Origin of the sequence: Geomonas propionica, assembly GCF_016458235.1 — a bacterium.
Lineage (GTDB): Bacteria > Desulfobacterota > Desulfuromonadia > Geobacterales > Geobacteraceae > Geomonas > Geomonas propionica.
In genome coordinates this window covers 20,597-37,868 of the sequence record NZ_JAEMHK010000015.1, presented here as the reverse complement: position 1 = coordinate 37,868, position 17,272 = coordinate 20,597, and the positions used below count along the sequence as shown (strand labels likewise).

Annotated in this window: 12 protein-coding genes; 3 read left to right on the top strand and 9 right to left on the bottom strand. The window is 63.2% G+C overall.

The window, feature by feature from the left end; all coding sequences use genetic code 11:
* Positions 1–122 precede the first annotated feature (122 nt).
* Entirely contained in the window at positions 123–947 is an 825-nt protein-coding gene (locus tag JFN90_RS17820; protein WP_199396470.1) for a nitroreductase family protein, read from the top strand.
* A gap of 242 nt (positions 948–1,189) precedes the next feature.
* On the opposite strand, the gene JFN90_RS17815 is transcribed toward JFN90_RS17820, so the two are convergent.
* The 3 genes from JFN90_RS17815 to JFN90_RS17805 form a co-directional block, all read right to left on the bottom strand.
* Positions 1,190–2,755 (bottom strand): YiiX/YebB-like N1pC/P60 family cysteine hydrolase, encoded by a 1,566-nt coding sequence (locus tag JFN90_RS17815; protein ID WP_199396469.1) that lies wholly within the window; start codon positions 2,753–2,755, stop codon positions 1,190–1,192.
* A gap of 189 nt (positions 2,756–2,944) precedes the next feature.
* Positions 2,945–6,325, bottom strand: coding sequence for an acyl-[ACP]--phospholipid O-acyltransferase (locus tag JFN90_RS17810; protein WP_199396468.1), 3,381 nt, complete (start codon positions 6,323–6,325; stop codon positions 2,945–2,947).
* Positions 6,326–6,343: 18 nt separating this feature from the next.
* Complete coding sequence (locus JFN90_RS17805) at positions 6,344–7,336, bottom strand: amidohydrolase family protein (protein ID WP_199396467.1); 993 nt, start codon at positions 7,334–7,336, stop codon at positions 6,344–6,346.
* A 185-nt stretch (positions 7,337–7,521) separates the two neighbouring features.
* Between JFN90_RS17805 and JFN90_RS17800 the strand changes: the two genes are divergently transcribed.
* On the top strand, positions 7,522–9,000 hold the full coding sequence (locus JFN90_RS17800; RefSeq protein WP_199396466.1) for a sigma 54-interacting transcriptional regulator: 1,479 nt from the start codon (positions 7,522–7,524) through the stop codon (positions 8,998–9,000).
* An 18-nt stretch (positions 9,001–9,018) separates the two neighbouring features.
* On the opposite strand, the gene JFN90_RS17795 is transcribed toward JFN90_RS17800, so the two are convergent.
* Positions 9,019–9,480 (bottom strand): type II TA system antitoxin MqsA family protein, encoded by a 462-nt coding sequence (locus JFN90_RS17795; RefSeq protein ID WP_199396465.1) that lies wholly within the window; start codon positions 9,478–9,480, stop codon positions 9,019–9,021.
* Between the two features lie 9 nt (positions 9,481–9,489).
* Positions 9,490–9,795, bottom strand: a complete 306-nt coding sequence (locus tag JFN90_RS17790; RefSeq protein WP_199396464.1) for a type II toxin-antitoxin system MqsR family toxin — start codon at positions 9,793–9,795, stop codon at positions 9,490–9,492.
* 278 nt (positions 9,796–10,073) lie between these two features.
* Here JFN90_RS17790 and JFN90_RS17785 point away from each other — a divergent pair, with 278 nt between their 5' ends.
* Positions 10,074–10,382 (top strand): TRL-like family protein, encoded by a 309-nt coding sequence (locus JFN90_RS17785; protein ID WP_199396463.1) that lies wholly within the window; start codon positions 10,074–10,076, stop codon positions 10,380–10,382.
* A gap of 62 nt (positions 10,383–10,444) precedes the next feature.
* Here JFN90_RS17785 and JFN90_RS17780 read toward each other — a convergent pair whose 3' ends face one another.
* Genes JFN90_RS17780 through JFN90_RS17765 form a run of 4 tightly spaced genes read right to left on the bottom strand, consistent with a single transcriptional unit; the run spans position 10,445 to position 17,100 of the window.
* Positions 10,445–11,392 (bottom strand): D-2-hydroxyacid dehydrogenase, encoded by a 948-nt coding sequence (locus JFN90_RS17780; RefSeq protein ID WP_199396462.1) that lies wholly within the window; start codon positions 11,390–11,392, stop codon positions 10,445–10,447.
* Positions 11,392–12,189 (bottom strand): universal stress protein, encoded by a 798-nt coding sequence (locus JFN90_RS17775; protein ID WP_199396461.1) that lies wholly within the window; start codon positions 12,187–12,189, stop codon positions 11,392–11,394. The genes JFN90_RS17780 and JFN90_RS17775 overlap by 1 nt, the downstream gene beginning before the upstream one ends.
* Entirely contained in the window at positions 12,189–15,257 is a 3,069-nt protein-coding gene (locus JFN90_RS17770) for an NAD-glutamate dehydrogenase domain-containing protein (protein WP_199396460.1), read from the bottom strand. Before JFN90_RS17770 ends, JFN90_RS17775 begins: the two co-directional genes overlap by 1 nt.
* A 1-nt stretch (position 15,258) precedes the next feature.
* Positions 15,259–17,100 (bottom strand): aldehyde ferredoxin oxidoreductase C-terminal domain-containing protein, encoded by a 1,842-nt coding sequence (locus JFN90_RS17765; protein WP_199396459.1) that lies wholly within the window; start codon positions 17,098–17,100, stop codon positions 15,259–15,261.
* Between the last annotated feature and the right edge of the window lie 172 nt (positions 17,101–17,272).

Below are 17,272 nucleotides of genomic sequence, written 5' to 3'. Positions count from 1 at the left end.
AAAGACGTTTTTGGGGGAAAACAAAAAGCCCCAGAAGTTTACTTTCCGTTCTTTGCGCATTCTTCACGTGCTTTGCGTAACAGCTTTTGACTTAGTGGTCTTAGGTTCTGCAAGGAGAGGACATGCTGGATTTCAAAATTGCCAAGGACAAATGTACCCGGTGCGGGCTCTGCGTCGCCGACTGCCCCCCCCATGTCATCGATACGGCGGACGGGTTCCCTTTGATCACAGCGGAGAAGGAAGCCGGCTGCTACCGTTGCCAGCACTGTTTCACGGTTTGCCCGACCGGCGCCGTTTCCATCCTCGGTCTCGACCCGGCCGAGAGTACGCCGCTGACCGGCGACTGGCGCCCCGACCCGGCGCGACTGGAGACCCTGATCAAGGGGCGGCGCTCGGTGCGGCGTTACAAGCCGGAGAACCTGGAGCCGGAACTGATGCAGCGGCTCCTCGAGGTGGCGTGGCACGCGCCGACCGGCGTCAACACCCGGCAGGTCCGTTTCACCGTCGTCGACGATCGCGACAAGCTGGCGGCCTTTCGGGACGAACTGCTGGCCGGCATCAAGCGCCTGGTGCGGGATAACGCGCTCCCCGAGCAGCTCGCCTTTTTTGCGGACTTCGTGAAGCTGTGGGAGGAGCAGGGAGTGGATGTGCTTTTCCGTGGTGCGCCGCACCTGCTGGTGGCTTCGGTGTCCAGCAAGTCCGTCTGTCCTATGCAGGACTGCGTCATCGCACTCAGCTACTTCGAGCTCTTTGCCCAGGCCAATGGCGTCGGGACCGTGTGGGATGGGTTGGCCAGGATCGCCCTTGCCGATCTGGTGCCGGAAGCGCAGGCAACGCTGGGGATCCCGGAGGATCACACCTTGGGATACTGCATGGCCTTCGGCAAGCCCGCCGTCCAGTACGCCCGAACCGTTCAGCACCGGGGCGCGCTGATCCACCGGGTTTAGTAAGGCAAATCCCCTCTGTCCCCCTTCGCAAAGGGGGGGACGCGGGGGCACGCGCAGCAAAAAGGGGACTGGCTCCGCAGGTGCCAGTCCCCTTTTCGCCCTGAAGCGGTTACGCAAAGAACTCCAAGCACGCGCGAAGGACGCGAAGAAAATCGAATAAGGGGACGGCTTTTCGTCTTTCCTCTCAAAGATTTCTTCGTGTGCTTTGCGGATACTCTGTGTTTTTTGCGTAACCGCTTTTTTTACTGAACAGCAGCCCTGTTGCCGCCAACCACCCCCATCAACTTCGCCATCGTATCCAGCTGGTTCCCGCTAACCCGGCTCCCCTCGTGATAGAAGGTCACCAGTTGCAGCGATCCCCCCTTGACCGCCTTGATGGCGACGTCGTCAGGCGTGAAGGTGGTGCGCCCCAGCGACTTCTTGGTCGGCCAATCGACCCCGCTGTAGCTCAGGTAAACCAGCTTGGAGCAGTAGACCCGCCCCTTCGACTCCACGTCGAAGTTGAAGTCGTACGGCTTGCCCACCTGCCGCAGCGCCTGGATCACCATGTTGGCGCGTTCCGAGCGGGTGGCGGCGCTCTTGCGCAGGATGCCGATGCTGTCGATGTTGAGGAAGTGCTGCACGGTGTTCATCTCGACGCCGGAGCGCAACGCCTCGACCACCTGGTGGCCACTTCTGATCTGTTCCTGGTAGGGGCGCACCACGGGGTGATCCCAGATGCCGAGTTCCTTCAGCTCGGCCTCGCTACCGGCCCACACCGCCGCATGCCCCCAATAGCCGGGGATGAGCTTGTCGGTGAGGCGGAACGGCGTCTTTTCCAGCAGGATGTCGCCCGCCTGCAGTGTCTTCTGCACCTCCGCCCGCACCTCCTCGCTACCGTAGAGTTTCCCTTTGCGGGTCTCTACCAGCCCCACCGCGTTACCGAAGATCATGCTGAACAGGCTGGTCCCTTCCCGCTCCAGCCCGAGCACGGTGTCGGTGGTCACGGCGCCGAAGAAGCCGAGCTTGCGCCCTACCACGTAAAATGGCGACCACTTCTTCACCATATCGTAGGATGGGCTCTGCCTGATCAGCGTCGACACGTAGTCCATGGCGAGGGTGTCGGAAGAGAACGGAGCCTTCTTGATCCGCTTCTCGTAGAAGTTGATGGCCCGGCGTACCCTCTGGCGGTTGGAGATGGAGTCGTAGCTCATGGTGACCTTGGCGAGTTCGGCGCTCCTGACCGCGTAGCCGGGGTCGCGTTCGTTGAGGATGCGGCGCAGCTTGCTGTCACCCTCGAACAACGACACCGCGAGCAGGTAGTTGTCGTAGAGGACCAGGGCGGACGAGAGGGAGAGCATAATTCCTTTCAAACGGTTCTCTGGGGTGATGCCGAGTGTGGCGAGGTCTTTATCGTTGGCATCCAGCCAGCACTCGTGCGCCTGGGCCAGGGCCAGCAGTTTCTCGCGCAGCGCCATGTGCTGGATGATCCCCTGGTTGATGAGGGCGAGATCGTCGCCGGTGAGCGGCTTGCCCTGATCCATCTCCTGCTTGATGCGCACGCCGGTCTTTATGGTTTCAGCCCGAAGCGAAAGCGCCTCTTCCGCCAGGGTGCGGAACTCTATCAGTTCTTTGGTCAGTCCCTGTTCGACCGACGCCTTGCCGCAGCCGTGCGCCGCCAGGAAGTGTCCGGTGCAAGGCTTATTGGACTCCCCTTCGCTGCAAAGCCCCTTTCGGGCCAGGTCCTTGAGCGAATCAGAGGCCTGGACGGGGATCGCGCAGGAAAGGGTGACGAGGAGCGAGAGCAGGATGTAGAGCCGCAGTTTCATTGAATCCTCCAGTAAACCTCCCTCTCCCTCCGGGAGAGGGGCGGGGTGAGGGCGTTGCAATAACTGAGTGCCTTCCCTCACCCGGCCTTCGGCCACCCTCTCCCGGAGGGAGAGGGGATGGGACGGGGACGCTTGGTCATTGCTTGTGGCAACGGGCCAAAAGATACCGGTACATGGCTGCCCTGACAACTAATTTGTTGCGGCGAGCGCCAGCTCCTTGAGCCCCTTCAGGTCCAGCTTGCCGGTGCCGAGGATGGGGAGGCTTTCCACCTCGATGTACCCGTCGCGCCCTGGCTTCCAGAGGTTGGGGAGTTCGCTTTCCGAGATGAGCCGGGCCAGGGTGGCCGCGTCCGTTGTGCCGCGGGTGTAGATGACCACCAGCCGCTCCCCCTTTTTTTCGTCCGGCACCGCAGTCACCGCCAGAACTCCGGTCTGCCCGAGCCGGCCATGCAGTTCGTCTTCCACCGCGCCGTGCGGCACCATCTCGCCGCCGATCTTGCTGAAGCGCGAGATGCGGTCGGTGATCCTGATGAATCCGTCGTCGTCCATAATGCCGAGGTCGCCGGTCGCGTACCATCCATCCCGCACCACCGCCGCGGTCTGCTCTTCGTTCCCCAGGTAACCCACCATCACGTTGGGCCCTTTCACCTCGATCATCCCGGTCTGCCCCGGTTTCAGGATGGCGCCGCTCTCCGTATCGACCACGCGGATGGCGACGCCGGGGATCGGATGCCCCACGCTCCCTTCCTTGGCGCCTTGCTGCCGCACGCCATCGATCTCCACATCCGGAAGGCTTAGGGAAATGACCGGCGACAGTTCGGTTGCGCCGTACCCCTCCATCGGCCGCACCCCGAACTTCTCCTCGAAGGAGTCAGCCACCTTGCTTTTCAGTTTCTCTGCACCGGTGATCACCAGGCGCAGCGAGGCGAAGTCGTCGCGCTTGGCGCGGCGCAGGTAGGAGAGGAGAAAGGTCGGCGTCGCCAGGAGCAGGGTGGACTTGTGCTCACGCACCACCTGGGCGATCTTCTCCCCCTCCAGCGGATTCGGGTGGTACGCGCTCGAGAAGCCGCTGGTGAGCGGGAACCAGAGCGTCGCGGTGAAGCCGAGCGAGTGGAAGAAGGGGAGGGCGGAGCAGATGTTGTCGTTCAGGTCGACCCGGAACACCATGCGCAGCGCCTCAATGTTGGACATGATGTTGTGGTGGCTCAGCATCACCCCCTTAGGCTCACCGGTGCTCCCTGAGGAGAAGATGACCGTGGCGCTCTTGTCGGCGTGGAAGCCGTTGCCGCGGAGCAGCAGCGATACCGGGTAGAGGCGTGCCTTGAACAGGGCGGCGAGCTTGTCCAAGCCGGAGATGGTCGGGGCGACGTCCTCGAGGCACACCATCCCTTCCAGGCGCGGCAGGGTAGGGACCTTTTCCAGGAAGGCGCGCGAGGTGATCACGGTGCGGATGCCGCATTGGTCGATCGCGGAACGGAGCGACGCCTCCGATGCGGTGAAGTTGAGGTTGACGGTGACCCGCCCCAGCATGGAGAGCGCCAGGTTGGCCAACACCCCGCCGGTGGAAGCGGGCAGCAGGAGCCCCACGTGCTCCTCCGTGCCGATCAGCCCCTCCAGTTTGTCCGCGAGCGCCACGGCCCCGATCAGGGTGCGGCCGTAGTTCAGGTTCTTGCCGGAGGTGTCGGCGACGGCGCGGCGTTTCCAGTGCTGGCGCGCGGTGCGGATGAAGTACTCCGGTAGCGGCCTGCGCTGTTCCTTGCGCGAGGCGAAGTAGTCGCAGGAAAGCTCGGCCACCTTCTGGCGCACCTCGGCGGCGGGGCTGGCGGCTAGCATCGGGGTGCCGAACAGGATGGTCACCGGGTACGGGGAGAAGGCCGGGAGCCGGGAGAGGAGCTTGCCGTGGGCGTAGGAGAGGATGCTCCCCCAGGCACCGCCGATGTAGACCGGGATGATCGGGTAGTCGGTACCCTTCACGATGCGCTCGAAGCCGCCGCGGAACTCGCCCATCATGCCGTTTCGGGTCAGGGCACCTTCGGCGAAGATGCAGACCATGTACCCCTCGTCGAGAGCGGCGCGGGCGCTTTTGATGAATTCCAGCATCTCGCGTTTGCCGTCTGCCGAGGAAACCGGGATCACCCCCATGAGCCGGAACAGGCTGCGCAGGACCGGGGTGTTGTAGATGCTGCGCTCCATGACGAAGCGGATGCGGCGCTGGCAGGTAGCGGTAAGGAGCAGCGCGTCGGCCCAGGTGACGTGGTTCGGGATCAAGAGCGCCGGTCCCTCGACGGGGAGGTTGTCACGGCCGATGATGCGCAGGCGGTAGAAGATGCGCATGGTGACCAGCGCGACGAAGCGGAGCAGGAAGTCCGGCAGGATCCGAAAGGAAAGGATGGTGAGGGCCAGGGTGAGCGCACCGATGATGCTGAAGCCTTGGGCGGCGGAGAGTCCCATCGGGCCGCTGAAGAGCCAGGTGAGGCCCGAGGCGAACAGGATGCCGATCCAGTTGATGAAGGTGGAGGCGGCCAACACCTCGCCGCGCATGGAGGCATCGGCGCGCAGTTGGATGAAGGTCTGCAGCGGCAGGCTGAAAACGCCGGCGGAGATACCGAAGCAGACGATTACGGCGAGGCTGACGGGGAGGCTTGCCGGCAGTACGTGCAGCAGCCAGGGCGAAAGGGTGAGACCGGCGGCGCCCAGCGGCACGATGCCGAATTCGACGTCGCGGCCGGAGAGTTTTGCGGCAAGGAGCGAGCCCAACCCAATGCCGAGTGCGGCGGCCAGGAAGAGGTAGCCGCTGTGGGTTTCGGAGAGCCCCAGCCGCTCCATGCCGTAACCGATGAGATTCAGCTGCGCGAAGGCGCCGATGAACATGAACCAGGCGAGCCCGATGATGGCCAGCATGAGGTGGCGGTCGCGGCTCACGCCCTTGATGGTACGCAGGATCTCGGTGGGGAGCAGCGCCACCGGGTGATTGGCGTCGCAGCACTCGCTCTTGCCGATAAGGCGCGCCGAGCAGAGGCCGGCCACGGCGATGGCGAGGCAGAAAAGCGCCGCCAGCCAGAAGCGTCCCTCGACCAGTTGAGCCAGTCCGGAAGCGAGGCCGGTGCCGACGATGATGGCCATGAAGGTGCAGGATTCCATCGCCCCGTTGACCCGGGACAGCTCTTCCTTGGCCACCAGTTCGGGGAGGATGCTGTACTTGGCGGGGGCGAAGAAGGCGCTATGGGCGGCCATCAGGAAGATGACCAGGTACAGGGCCTGCTCCAGGTGCAGGGCGAAGGCGACGACCGCCAGGAGCGTCACTACGACTTCGACCAGCTTCACATTCACGATCAGCTTGGCTTTGGGGAGACGGTCGGCCAAGCAACCGGCTGGCGCCGAGAAGAGCAGGAAGGGGAGCACGAAAGCGGCGCCAACCGTGGCGGTGACGGCTCCGGCGTGGACGCGCCCGTGGCTGCCGATCAGGAAGAAGATAATCACCAGCTTCAGGATGTTGTCGTTCAGCGCCCCGAGAAACTGAGTGGTGTTCAGCCAGGCGAATGATTTAGATGAAGTGGTGTCGGTGCTCATTGCGGTGCTCCTGACGGCCTAAAGCCTGATGATGGAATTGGCGTTGAAGAAGATCTGCTCCGGGACCCCGAGCGCCTCCTTGAGGGCGACGTCCTGGTCCCACGGGTTGGGGATGCTGGCGATTTGCAGCATGCGCCGCGGCGAGAGCCGGTTTGGGAATCCGAGGGGCGTGACTGCCGCCGTGTTGGGGATGGGCATGTCGGTACCGTACAGGAGCCGGCCGAACAGTTCCGGGTGCTTGAGCAGGCGCCTGAGGTGCGTCAGCCGGTTCAACTGGGTCAGCGCGGAGATGTCCGCGTAAAGGTTTTGGTATTCGCCGCAGAGCCTTAAAAAGCGGCGGTGGTTGCTCTCCCCCTGGTTGCGGCCGTTACTGGCCGCGTGCGCCGCGATCACGTTCACCCCGAGGCTGAGTGGCAGCCGCAGGCGCTCCGGGTCGGCCAACTCGTTGCGGGTCGCGGTGAAGGACTTTTCCGAGCCGGTGTGGGTCAGCAGAGGCAACCCCAGCTCCCGCAGTTTCTGGTAGAACGGTACCAGGCGCCGGTCGGCGGGGTCGAAGTGCTGGATCGAGGGGAGCCACTTCACCAGCACCGCGCCGTTCGCCGCCGCCCATTCCAGGCGGTCCAGCGCGTCGCGGCGCAGGGGATTGATGCTGGCGCCGAAGAGGAGGTTCGGGTACTTCGCCGTCTCCGCCGCCACGAACTCGTTGGGGATGAACATCTCGGTCTGCGAGCGGTCCAACTCCCCCTTTTCGTCCACCGCGCCGTCCATGGCCAGGATGACCGCCGCGGTCACACGCTCTGAAACGGCGAGGGTCTCGGCGGTGCGGCGCATCACCAGACCGTCCCCTTCACTGAGCAGTTCCTGTTCCGTCACCCCGAAGGCTTTCAGGAACACCCTGTATCTCCAGCTCCTGCGCATGGCGGGGGAAATGAAGCAGCCGCTGTTTCCCGCGCCGATGCCGGCGGTGTGACAGTGAATGTCGATGATGCTTTTTGCTTTGGTAGCGTCCATGTCGGTCTCCTCTGAGTCGGATGCCTTTGCTACTACAGATACTATGCCAATCCTGAATCAGCGGAGAGTGCAGGTGTAACATCACGTTTATGTGCAGGTTACAGTAGGGGGGTGGTGTTGACTTGAAACGTAGCTTGACATTTTATGTACATGCATAATACATCTTATGTATGACTTCAATTAAAATGACTGATCAAGAGTGGGCTTTCCTGGAGACAGTTGCACGCGCCGCCTTTGCCAATCCTTTCGGTGAGACCCGGGATGATCTGGACTTCGCCATCGGAGGCGCGCCGCGCGGCTCGTCGTCCGAAGAGATCCTCGACTCGGTGCTGAGCCGGGTCGCAACGCAGGTGGAGAGCCTGCGCCGCCGCGGGCTGGCGGACCTGCAGGGGCAAGGTGGCAATCGGCGCGAGGTGTTGCGCAGGTTCTGCTTGTTCCACGTATTCCATAGCTACGTCGGCCACTTCGACCGGCTCATCCAGGAGCAGTTGCAACAGGGAGACAAGCCCTGCCGCGTCAGCTTCGCCCGGCAGGCGCTGGAGGACCTCGCCGGTTTCGGCCTCACCGCGGAGGAGGCGGAGCGGACCTTCGCTGTTTTCTACCAGTTGCGCCGCGCCTTCTACTTCATCAGGAACGGGCTGGTGGGCAGTTCCCCCTCCATGAAGACGCTACGCCGGCACCTCTGGGACTGCGTCTTTACCCACGACGTCCGTTGGTTCGAGGCGGGGTTGTGGAACCGCATGGAGGAGTTTTCCATCCTCCTTCTCGGGGAGACCGGGACCGGCAAGGGGGCCGCGGCGGCCGCCATCGGGCGTTCCGGCTTCATCCCCTACGATCCTGCCAGAAACGGCTTTACTGAGAGCTTCACCCGCAACTTCGTGGCCATCAACCTGTCCCAATATTCCGAGGGGGTACTCGAATCCGAGCTGTTCGGGCACAAGAAGGGCTCCTTCACCGGCGCCGTGGAGAACCACGAGGGCCTTTTCAGCCGCTGTGCGCCGCACGGCGTCATATTCCTGGACGAGATCGGCGACGTGAGCATCCCGGTGCAGATCAAGCTCTTGCAGGTGCTGCAGGAACGGGTCTTCTTCCCGGTCGGGAGCCACGAACCAAAGCGCTTCAGCGGCCGCATCGTCGCCGCCACCAACCGGCCGCTGGACGAGATGCTCCTCAATGGCAAGTTCCGCGACGACCTCTACTACCGGCTCTGCTCCGACGTGGTCACCATCCCGCCGCTGCGCGAGCGCCTTAAGGAAGAGCCCGAAGAGTTGGAGCACCTCCTGGACGCCATCCTGCGCCGCATTGCGGGACAGCCGGTTTCCGCGCGCGAGCGGCAACTGGTGCAAAAGGTGTTGAAGCGTGACCTGGGGCGGGACTACGACTGGCCCGGCAACGTGAGGGAGTTGGAGCAGGCCGTTAAGAGGATCATCCTCACCGGTCGCTACCAGGGCGTGCAGCGGGAAAAGGGGAAGGTGGATGCGGATGCGGTCGGGCGGCTGGCGGCGAGCCTCAGGGACGGGGCACTTAACGCCGAGGAAGTGTTAACCGCCTACTGCGGCCTGCTCTACGACACCCACGGCACCTACGAAGAAGTTGCCCGCCGCACCCAACTCGACCGCCGGACGGTGAAGAAGTACGTGCAGATGGGGATGGTGAATAGTTAAAGCAGTGGATCTTCAGCTTCACGGGACTGAGACTGCTTTCCTGCGTTGCGGGCGAGGGAGTAGATCCCTAGAGAAGCGACCCTGCAATGGCAACTCCTGCATTTCCTTGAGCAGTTCGGGGTGCTTTTCGATCAGTTTCAGCAGTTTCACTACCGGAGCGGGGGGGCGGGTCTCGCCTCGTTCGTAACGGGAAAAGGCCACTTTGCCTATGCCGAACGCTTCAGCCAACTCGGATTGGGTCAACTTCAACTCCTTCCTAATGCGCCTGATATCTGAGCTGACGTCATCTTTGACCGTGCGCAGCAACGTGTCCTGTGCTTCGGTATAGCGCCGGTAGCTTTGGTCGTCCCAGATCCCCTCGCCGCAGGCGGTGCAGAACTGGCCCTGCATTCCGGTCAAGGTCATTAATTCTCCACCGTAGCTGAGGGTTTCTTCACGGACTTCCGTCACCATCTCGTTGCCACACGCTGGGCACTTCATATCGACCTCTCATTTCTTCTTGAACTGGATCACGGGCGGGTGTCCCTGATGCCAGGTCACCTTGATATATACGACAACACCTGAAGCGGTTACACCATGGTAAACATCCTGCCATTGCCTGGGGTCAGCAAGTGTTGTCATTGACTTGTAGAAATCGCGTCTTTTCAAAGTGCACACGACTTGCCGCATCTCATTTTCTGCAAGCCCGAGAGCCAAGCCCCCACGCAAGGCGGTTATCGTGAAAGGGCGGCTCTGCGGATCAGCCACCATGGCCTGAATGAGTGACAGCGGGTAATGTGGCGTGCGCTTCTCCATGCCAGATGTTATACAGCTTCCAAATATTAGTCAAATTGATAAAAACCGAACCGTAGCGCCTCCTTTGCCCAGTGCGCGACGCCGCACTGATCACTACTTGGCTGTGCCTCTCCCTCAGCCAAATCGAAAAAACATCTGCAAAAACTTGAATATATCACCCCCACGTGCTATGGTCGCTACCGTTAACATCTTGAGATCATTGCTATGCGTCTGCACAAGCCGGCGTGGCGGTGGCTTCGGGAACGTGAGATGGAAAATTTTGTTATGAGGAGGAAGCTGTGAAGAAGATTCTTTATGCAGGTCTGTTGGCTGGTTTTGGGATCATGTCCGGTTGTGCCTCGCCCTTTCCGATGGGCGCCCTCTACACCGAATTGAAGCTTCCGATCGCGGCTACCGCGAACGGCGGCGAGAGAAAGCACGGCGTGGCCGAGTGCCGGAGCGTGCTGGGGCTGGTTGCCACCGGCGACTGCAGCATCGAGACCGCCAAGAAAAACGGCGGCGTCAGCAAGGTCTCGGCTGTGGATTGGGAAGGCAAGAACATCCTGGGGCTCTTCGGCGAGTACAAGCTGCACGTCTACGGCGAATAAACAGGAAAAACATCAGAACAACGAAGCCGGGCTCCCCAAGGGGATGCCCGGCTTTTTTTGTTTCAGACCACCAGGTTGCGCGGGTGGCCGAGGACGAATCCTTCCACGTTCCCAATCACCTGCTCGGCCAGGGTGGCCAGCGACCGGTCGCTGATCCAGGCGACGTGCGGGGTGACGATCAGGTTGGGCTGTTTCAGATCCAGTAAGGGCGATCCGTCCCGCGGCGGTTCCTGGGTCAGGACGTCCAGCCCCGCTCCCGCGATGACACCATCTTTCAGGGCCTGCGCCAGTGCCGCCTCGTCGAGCAGGCCGCCACGGCCGCAATTGACCAGAATGGCGTGGTGCGGCATCAGCTTCAGTTCCGCGGCCCCGATCATGCCCTGGCTCTCCTCGGTGAGCGGGCACAAGAGCACCAGCACGTCGCTTTGCGCCAGGACCTCCTCGAACGCGGTCCGCTCGGGGCGTAACTCCGTCGCCTCCTTTCTCTCGGCGAGCAGCACTTCCATGCCGAAAGCCTTCCCCAAAGCTGCCACGGCACTCCCCAGTGCACCGGCGCCGATGATGCCAAGGGTTGCGCCGGCAAGAGAGCGCGGCATCGGCTCCACCTGCACCAGGTATCCTTCCGAACGCTGCCAGGCGCCCCCCTGGATCACCTCGTGATAGGCGATCAGGTTGCGACGTAGGGCCAGGATCAGCGAGAAAACGTGCTCCGGAACGCTCACCGACCAGTTGCGCGCGTTGGCCACCGTCACCCCCTGGTAACGGCAGGCGTCCAGGTCGATGTGGTTCACGCCGGTGGCTGCGACAGCGATAAAGCGCAGCTTGGGGAGTTGGGCCAGGTGTTCCGCCGTGATGGCAACTTGGTCCGTGATGGCGATGGTGGCATCAGCCAGACGCGCCACCACCTCGTCGGGGCGCGTGTCCGGGTACTCCTGCCATTCGTGCGTAAAAGACGGTGTGCGCAGCGGCACCGAGATGCCGCCGCGATCCAGAAATACGATCTTTTCCATCAGTGCGACATGAGGACCGGGATGGTCATGTGGCGCAGCACGTGTTTTGCCACATCGCCGAGCACGTAGTTGCCGAAGTGCAGGTCGGCGTAGGCACCCATCACCAGGAGATCGCTCCCCTCGTCGGATACGCGGTTCAACAGCACGTCACCAATGTGCAACTCCGTGATCAGGCTCGTCTCGACCTCGGCTTTGACGCCGTGCGCGTCAAGGTAGCGGCCCAGGCTCTTAAGGTCCGCCTCCTCGCCCTGGCTCGGGTTCACCTCGAAGATGTGGGTGGACGCGGCGGCCTTCAGGAAGGGAACGGCGTCGGTGAGCGCGCGGGAGGATTCTCTACCCGTCTTCCACGCGACCAGGACCTTGTCGCCGGCGCTGCTGTACTTGCCGGTGTAGGGGACGATCAGCACCGGTTTGCCGGAGCCGAAGACCACCTTTTCGGGAAGGAAATCAGTGGCGCGGCGCTCGGAGGAGCCGTGCTCGCTCTGGCCTACGACCACCAGGTCGGCGAAGGTTGCGTAATGGTTGATCGTCTCGACCACGCCCCCAAGCACCCTGGCATCGGCGTTGATCCATTCGCCCTTGATGTCAGCGGCAGCGGTTTTTTCGTTGAAAAGCCGCGCCAGCTCCTCGGTGGTGTCCTGGTCGAGACCCCGGCGCAGCGGGATCAGGTGGTGCGGTTGCACCTTGAGCCCGATCACCCCGGCGCGGTGCCGCTTGGCGAGGTTGAGGGCAAGGTCGAGCCGGTCGGCGGAATGGTTCGGGTCATCCATGAAGACAAGAATCTGTTTCAGCTCCATCAGGTTGCGCCTCCTTGATAAACGCGGGTGACTTGCTCGGTTGCTGGTAGTTGAGATGTCGTCGGTAAAGCCTTGTCCAAGGCGGCGAAATTGCGCAAGAGGTGTCCCTTGATCATCTCCTTGAAGTCCGCCTCCTGGTCGCCGCGGTAGACCAGCGACGAGGCAATCTCGGCGGCCAGTATCGCGTAGCGGCACTTGGCGGGCAGGCGGTCCAGCCGGGTCCGGTACTCGGGCTCGCGCAGCATGGCGGGGAGGTGCGCCAGGATCGCCTGCTGGAAGGTCTGCTCGTCGCACAGTTCCGGATTTCTCTGGAAGAAGGAGAAGAGCCGGGCGTAATGCCCGTTGATCTCGTGGCTGATCGCCTCGGAGATCTCGGTGTAGGTGAAGCTGCTCCCCGCCTCCCGGTGGCGCCGGAAGATGAGCTGCGCCTCGTCGCGGGCCCGCTGCTCCAGGATCTGCAGCACGTCGGCCACGTAGCGTTCCTTATGCTGCAGGAACTCTTCCTCGGAGAGCATCAGATTGGCGATGATCTCGTAGGACGAGGAGATCACGCCGCACTTGTTGGCGGAGGCGTCGCGCATGATGACGATGCCGCGGCGCTGCATCTGGGTCCTCGCTTCCGGCGTAATGAAGGAGTTGGCCCCCTCCACGATGGCGCGGGTGGTGGGTGTGCCGTCTTCGCGGAAGAAGCGGGCCCAGTTCTCGCCGTCGATGGTCTCCGGGCGCCCGCCGGCCGGGATGAAGAGATCGGTGGGGACGGAGAAGAGGAGGTTGCCGAATTCGCGGTGGAACTGGTCCGTGGTGACCCACTGCTCCTCGACGCCGAGGCCGGTGCTCACGGCGCGCTTGAAGAGTTCGCGCAGACCGTCGGTGCGGCGCTGGTTGCGGTACAGGATGAAGCCGCCCGGGTGCAGGCGCGCGGGGTTGAAGGCGTCCAGGTCCTCCTTCAGGACGATGCGGGCGAGCTCCTCGTGGTCCATCCCTTCCGGGTCGAAGATGGCGCCGCTGCCGTCCAGGATCAGCTTGATGCAGGCCTGCGGGGAGCGCTCCAGCATGATGCGCAGGGCGTTGCCGGCGACGTCGCCGCTCGGGCCGCCGGTCAGTTTCACGCTGAAGCGGTCGCGTCGGATGTCGACGCCGAGTTCGCGCATGGTGGTCTCGGCGAACTGCATCACGCCGGTGGAGGTGACGCCGTACTCCTTGTGGTTGATCCCCACCCGCTTGCTGGAGATGAGGCCGATGCCGAGCAGGTAGCCCCGTTTCAGCGACTGGCGCGCGATCATCTCGATCATCACGTCGTGCATGTTCTCGTCGGGACCGATCTCGATCGGTTCGTCCTCGCCATAGTAGTCCACCACGCGCGGGTCGCGGGCCCGGCCGCCGTCGGTGACGAAGATGTCGAGGAAGGCGTTGATGAAGCCGAACTGCAGCTTGTACAGGCGCTGCGTGGAGAGGTCGTGGGCCTCCAGGCGCGCGGCGTCGAGCACCACCACCATCTTGGAGCCGCCCTCGTAGATGTCCTTGTTCTTCAGGTGCTGGGTGTGGGCCAGCACGTAGACCTCGCGGAAGAGGGTGCTCGCCGAGGTGACGTAGTCATCGCGGTTTTTGGTGATGATGGTGCGCCAGCCGCCGCGGGCGATGTCGGAGAAGCCAATGTGGTAGCCGCAGCCGTAGCGTCCGAAGAAGAAGGTGATCCTGAAGGGAATCTCCGGCGGCAGGTCGGCCGTGAACTCGGGCGCGAGTTCGGCCAGGTAGGCCGGGTCGAGCCGGAAGGCGAGCGCGTGCTTCTCACGCACGTAGAAGTTGGTCTTCAGCGTGTTGCGGATGAAGGCGATGGCGCAGCGGAAGATGGAGCGGCGCAGGTCGTCGATGTAGCGGTGGCCCGTGTTGTAGGACTCGATGAAACGGACCGTCTCCTCCAGGGTCTTCTTGTAAAACTCCTCACGCAGGGAGATCCCCGGCTGGAACCGGGTCCGGAACAGCTTGGTGAGCTGCAGGGCGATGTCCGGGTGGGAGTGGAACGCGAGCCTAACCTCCTCGTGGCTGAAGGGGTCGGGGTGGTGATGGGCCAGGTTGGTGTGGCAGAAGGCGATGAAGGCGTTGACGAGGCTCGCCTCCTCGCCGGTCATCACCTGCGTGGTGACGAACCTGCGGTAGGCCATGGAGGCGGTGGAGAGGATCTGGGTATTGTAGAGTTCCATCTGCAGCCGGTCGAAGAGTTCGCTCCCCTTGGAGAGGAGTGCCGCGTCGCCGCGCTTCCTGACGTAGAAGGTTCCCAGGAAGTAAGGGTGCACGCCGTTGGAGATGGTCAGGCAGTAGGCGCGCTTCACACCGAAGTCGAGCCGGTTGAATACCTCCATGGTCTGCAGCAGGAAGTCGTTCTGGGGCGGGTTGCCCACGGCGAAGAGGACGCGTGTCTCCGCGTTAGGGCCCTGGTCCTCGGGCTGCTCCACGTCGAGGAAGATCCCCCCCTGGCGGTTTCCTTCCTGGAAGACCCAGAGGATCTGGGCCACCCGGTTCGGGGGGGAGATGCGCACGTACTGTTCGTTGTTGAGCCAGAGTAGCCGCAGCAGCGGATCGAGCTGGTTCATGTCGAACAGTGGATACCGGCTTTGCAGCGCCTGGGCGATCCCTTCCCTGATGGCGGGGGGGATCACGACGGCTGGCGCGTTGGCGATCTCACCGTGCTCCTTGCGGTCGAAGTCGAAACGCTGCACCTCGAGCCCCTGCTCAAGCCCAGGCACCTGGCCGCTGGAGTGGGTGAACTCGGCGTAGGAGATGTCGCGCTCCTGCAGGGTGCGCAGGGTGTCGTACAGCGACCCGGGCTGGTTCAGGCGGGCGAGGATCAGCGTCTTGGCCCGGTCCGCCACGGTGAGCTTCTGGTTGTGGGCCAGTGTCCTCAAGCCCACCGCCAGCGCGTGCACCGCCTCGGCTTCCTCCTGCATGGTGATGAAGAAGTAGGAGTCCATCTGGCCCTGGAGCCAGGCGAGGTTGTCCCTGGTGCACCCCTCGTTGGCCCCGATCAGGCGGTCAACTGCGGCGAGCACATTCGTCTCGGCGGCGCACATGTCACTCCCCCCGGACCGGCAGCAGTCCTTCCATTTCCGGCTTGAACACGCTCCAGACGCGCTGACGCAGCTCGCCCAGGAACTCGTTGGTGATGAACTTCGGCAGGGTTACCTCCGGGTTCGGGTCGTCCATGACCTGCGAGGGGAGGGTGTACTCCTTCTCCTCGTGGAACCCTTGGCGCAGCTCCAGCGCGAGGCCGCGCAGGTAGGCCCGGCGCACGGCGGCAAGGATATCCTCCGAGGCGATCTCGATGCCTGCGGCTTCCTTCAGGGCGCGCACGATGATGTCGTGCCCGATGCCGACGCCCACGAACTTGCACAGGCCGATCATGTCGTAGCCGACCTGCAGCAGCCCCCCGGTGGTGATGGCCTGGGTCCACTCATCGAGGGAGTGCTTACCTTCCTTGGCCAGCATCATGTGGGTGCCCATGGACATGTGGCCGCCGGCGATGGCGAACATGTAGCCGGGGTTGGTGTCCGGGAGGTAAGCCGGGAGCTCCAGACCCTTCACGTGCATGGCGTAGGCGGTCTCTCCGGTCTCCTCGGAGAGGCGCTTCACGCCGCGGGCGATGCCGGGGAGCTTGCCGCGGCCGGCGTCCTCGATCAGCTCGGTGATCTTGTCGTAGTCGCCGAAGGTCGCGCCGTTGAAGAGCGGCTTGTCCGGGTGGCGCTCGTTGTAGTCGAGCACGTAGGAAATGGTGGTCCCGAGGGAAATGGCGTCCATGCCGAGGAGGTCGCAGCGGTGGATCAGGTCGCAGACCTTGGCCGGCTCGTGCACGCCGAGGTTGGAGCCGAACAGGATCAGCGGCTCGAAGTCGAATTTCGCGGCCAGCTTGCCGCGGCTGCCGTCCTCGTTCTTGTAGAAGAGGTTGTTATGGCATCGGATACCGCAGCGGTGGCAGGCCTCGGTGGCGATGTCGAATTCCTTCTCCACCTCGTCGCGGAACAGCCGTTCCACGTCGGTGTTCCCCTTGGGGCGGAAGTTGTTGAGCGGGACCGCGTGGAAGACCTGGAGCACCTCGATGTTGGCCCAGGTGCCGCCGCCGCCACCCTGGCTCGCCGGCTGGAAGCGTGCGCTGCCGCCGCTTTTCAGGATGTCGCGGTTCACGTCGCGGATCTCGGGGGTGATCTTTTGCAGCTTGTCGGAGCTCAGCGCCACGACGGCCAGGAGGTTCTTGTACCCCATCAGGCTACCCATGCCGCCGCGGCCGGCGAAGCGGCTCTTGGGCTCGCCCGATTTGAGCTCATTGTCGGTGCTCATCACCACGGCGCCCATGTAGTTGTTTTCCCAGTTCTCGCCGGCGGGGCCGATGGCGGCGAAGTGGGCCTCCGGGTACTCCTGGTACAGCGCCATGATCTTGGCGTGGCCGGTGAGTCCGATCAGGTGGTCGGCGGGCTTCAGCTCGACCTCGGGGCCGTTGGCGCCTTCCTTCAACAGGGCGTAGACCGGCTTGTCGGAGCGGTTCTCGAAGATGACCTCGTCCAGGCCGGTCCACTTGAACTTGTTGCCGAAGTTGCCGCTGCCGGTGGACCACATGGCGCCGGGGCGTCCGGTGCCGGATTTCTTCAAGGGGCTGTAGCCGGAGAAGTAGCTGCGCATGCCGGTCATGATGCTGGTGCCGGTCAAGAGGCCGGTGTTCAGGATCACCGGGTTCTCCGGGCAGTAGGCCTCGACGATGTCGCGCTCGGCGAGGACCTGGAAGCTCCGGCCGAAGCCGCCCAGCACGTCCTCGAGGTTTTTGCAGGGGACCTGGGCGAAGGTGGTTGTGCCGCTGGCAAGGTCGACGGTGCAGCGCTTGTAGACAACGCTCGCCGGGTTGGTGCTGATGTTTTTTTCGCTCATATCGTTGCTCCGCAAAAGTTGATGGAATCGCGGGGACTGGCTCCGCTAGGTGCCGGTCCCCCTGCTCTTTAGGTGGCGATCGAAAGTCCCCCTTTAGCAAAGGGGGATTTAGGGGGATTTGCTTTTGGTTGGGGAGAGGCAAATCCCCCCCGTCCCCCCTTTTGCAAAGGGG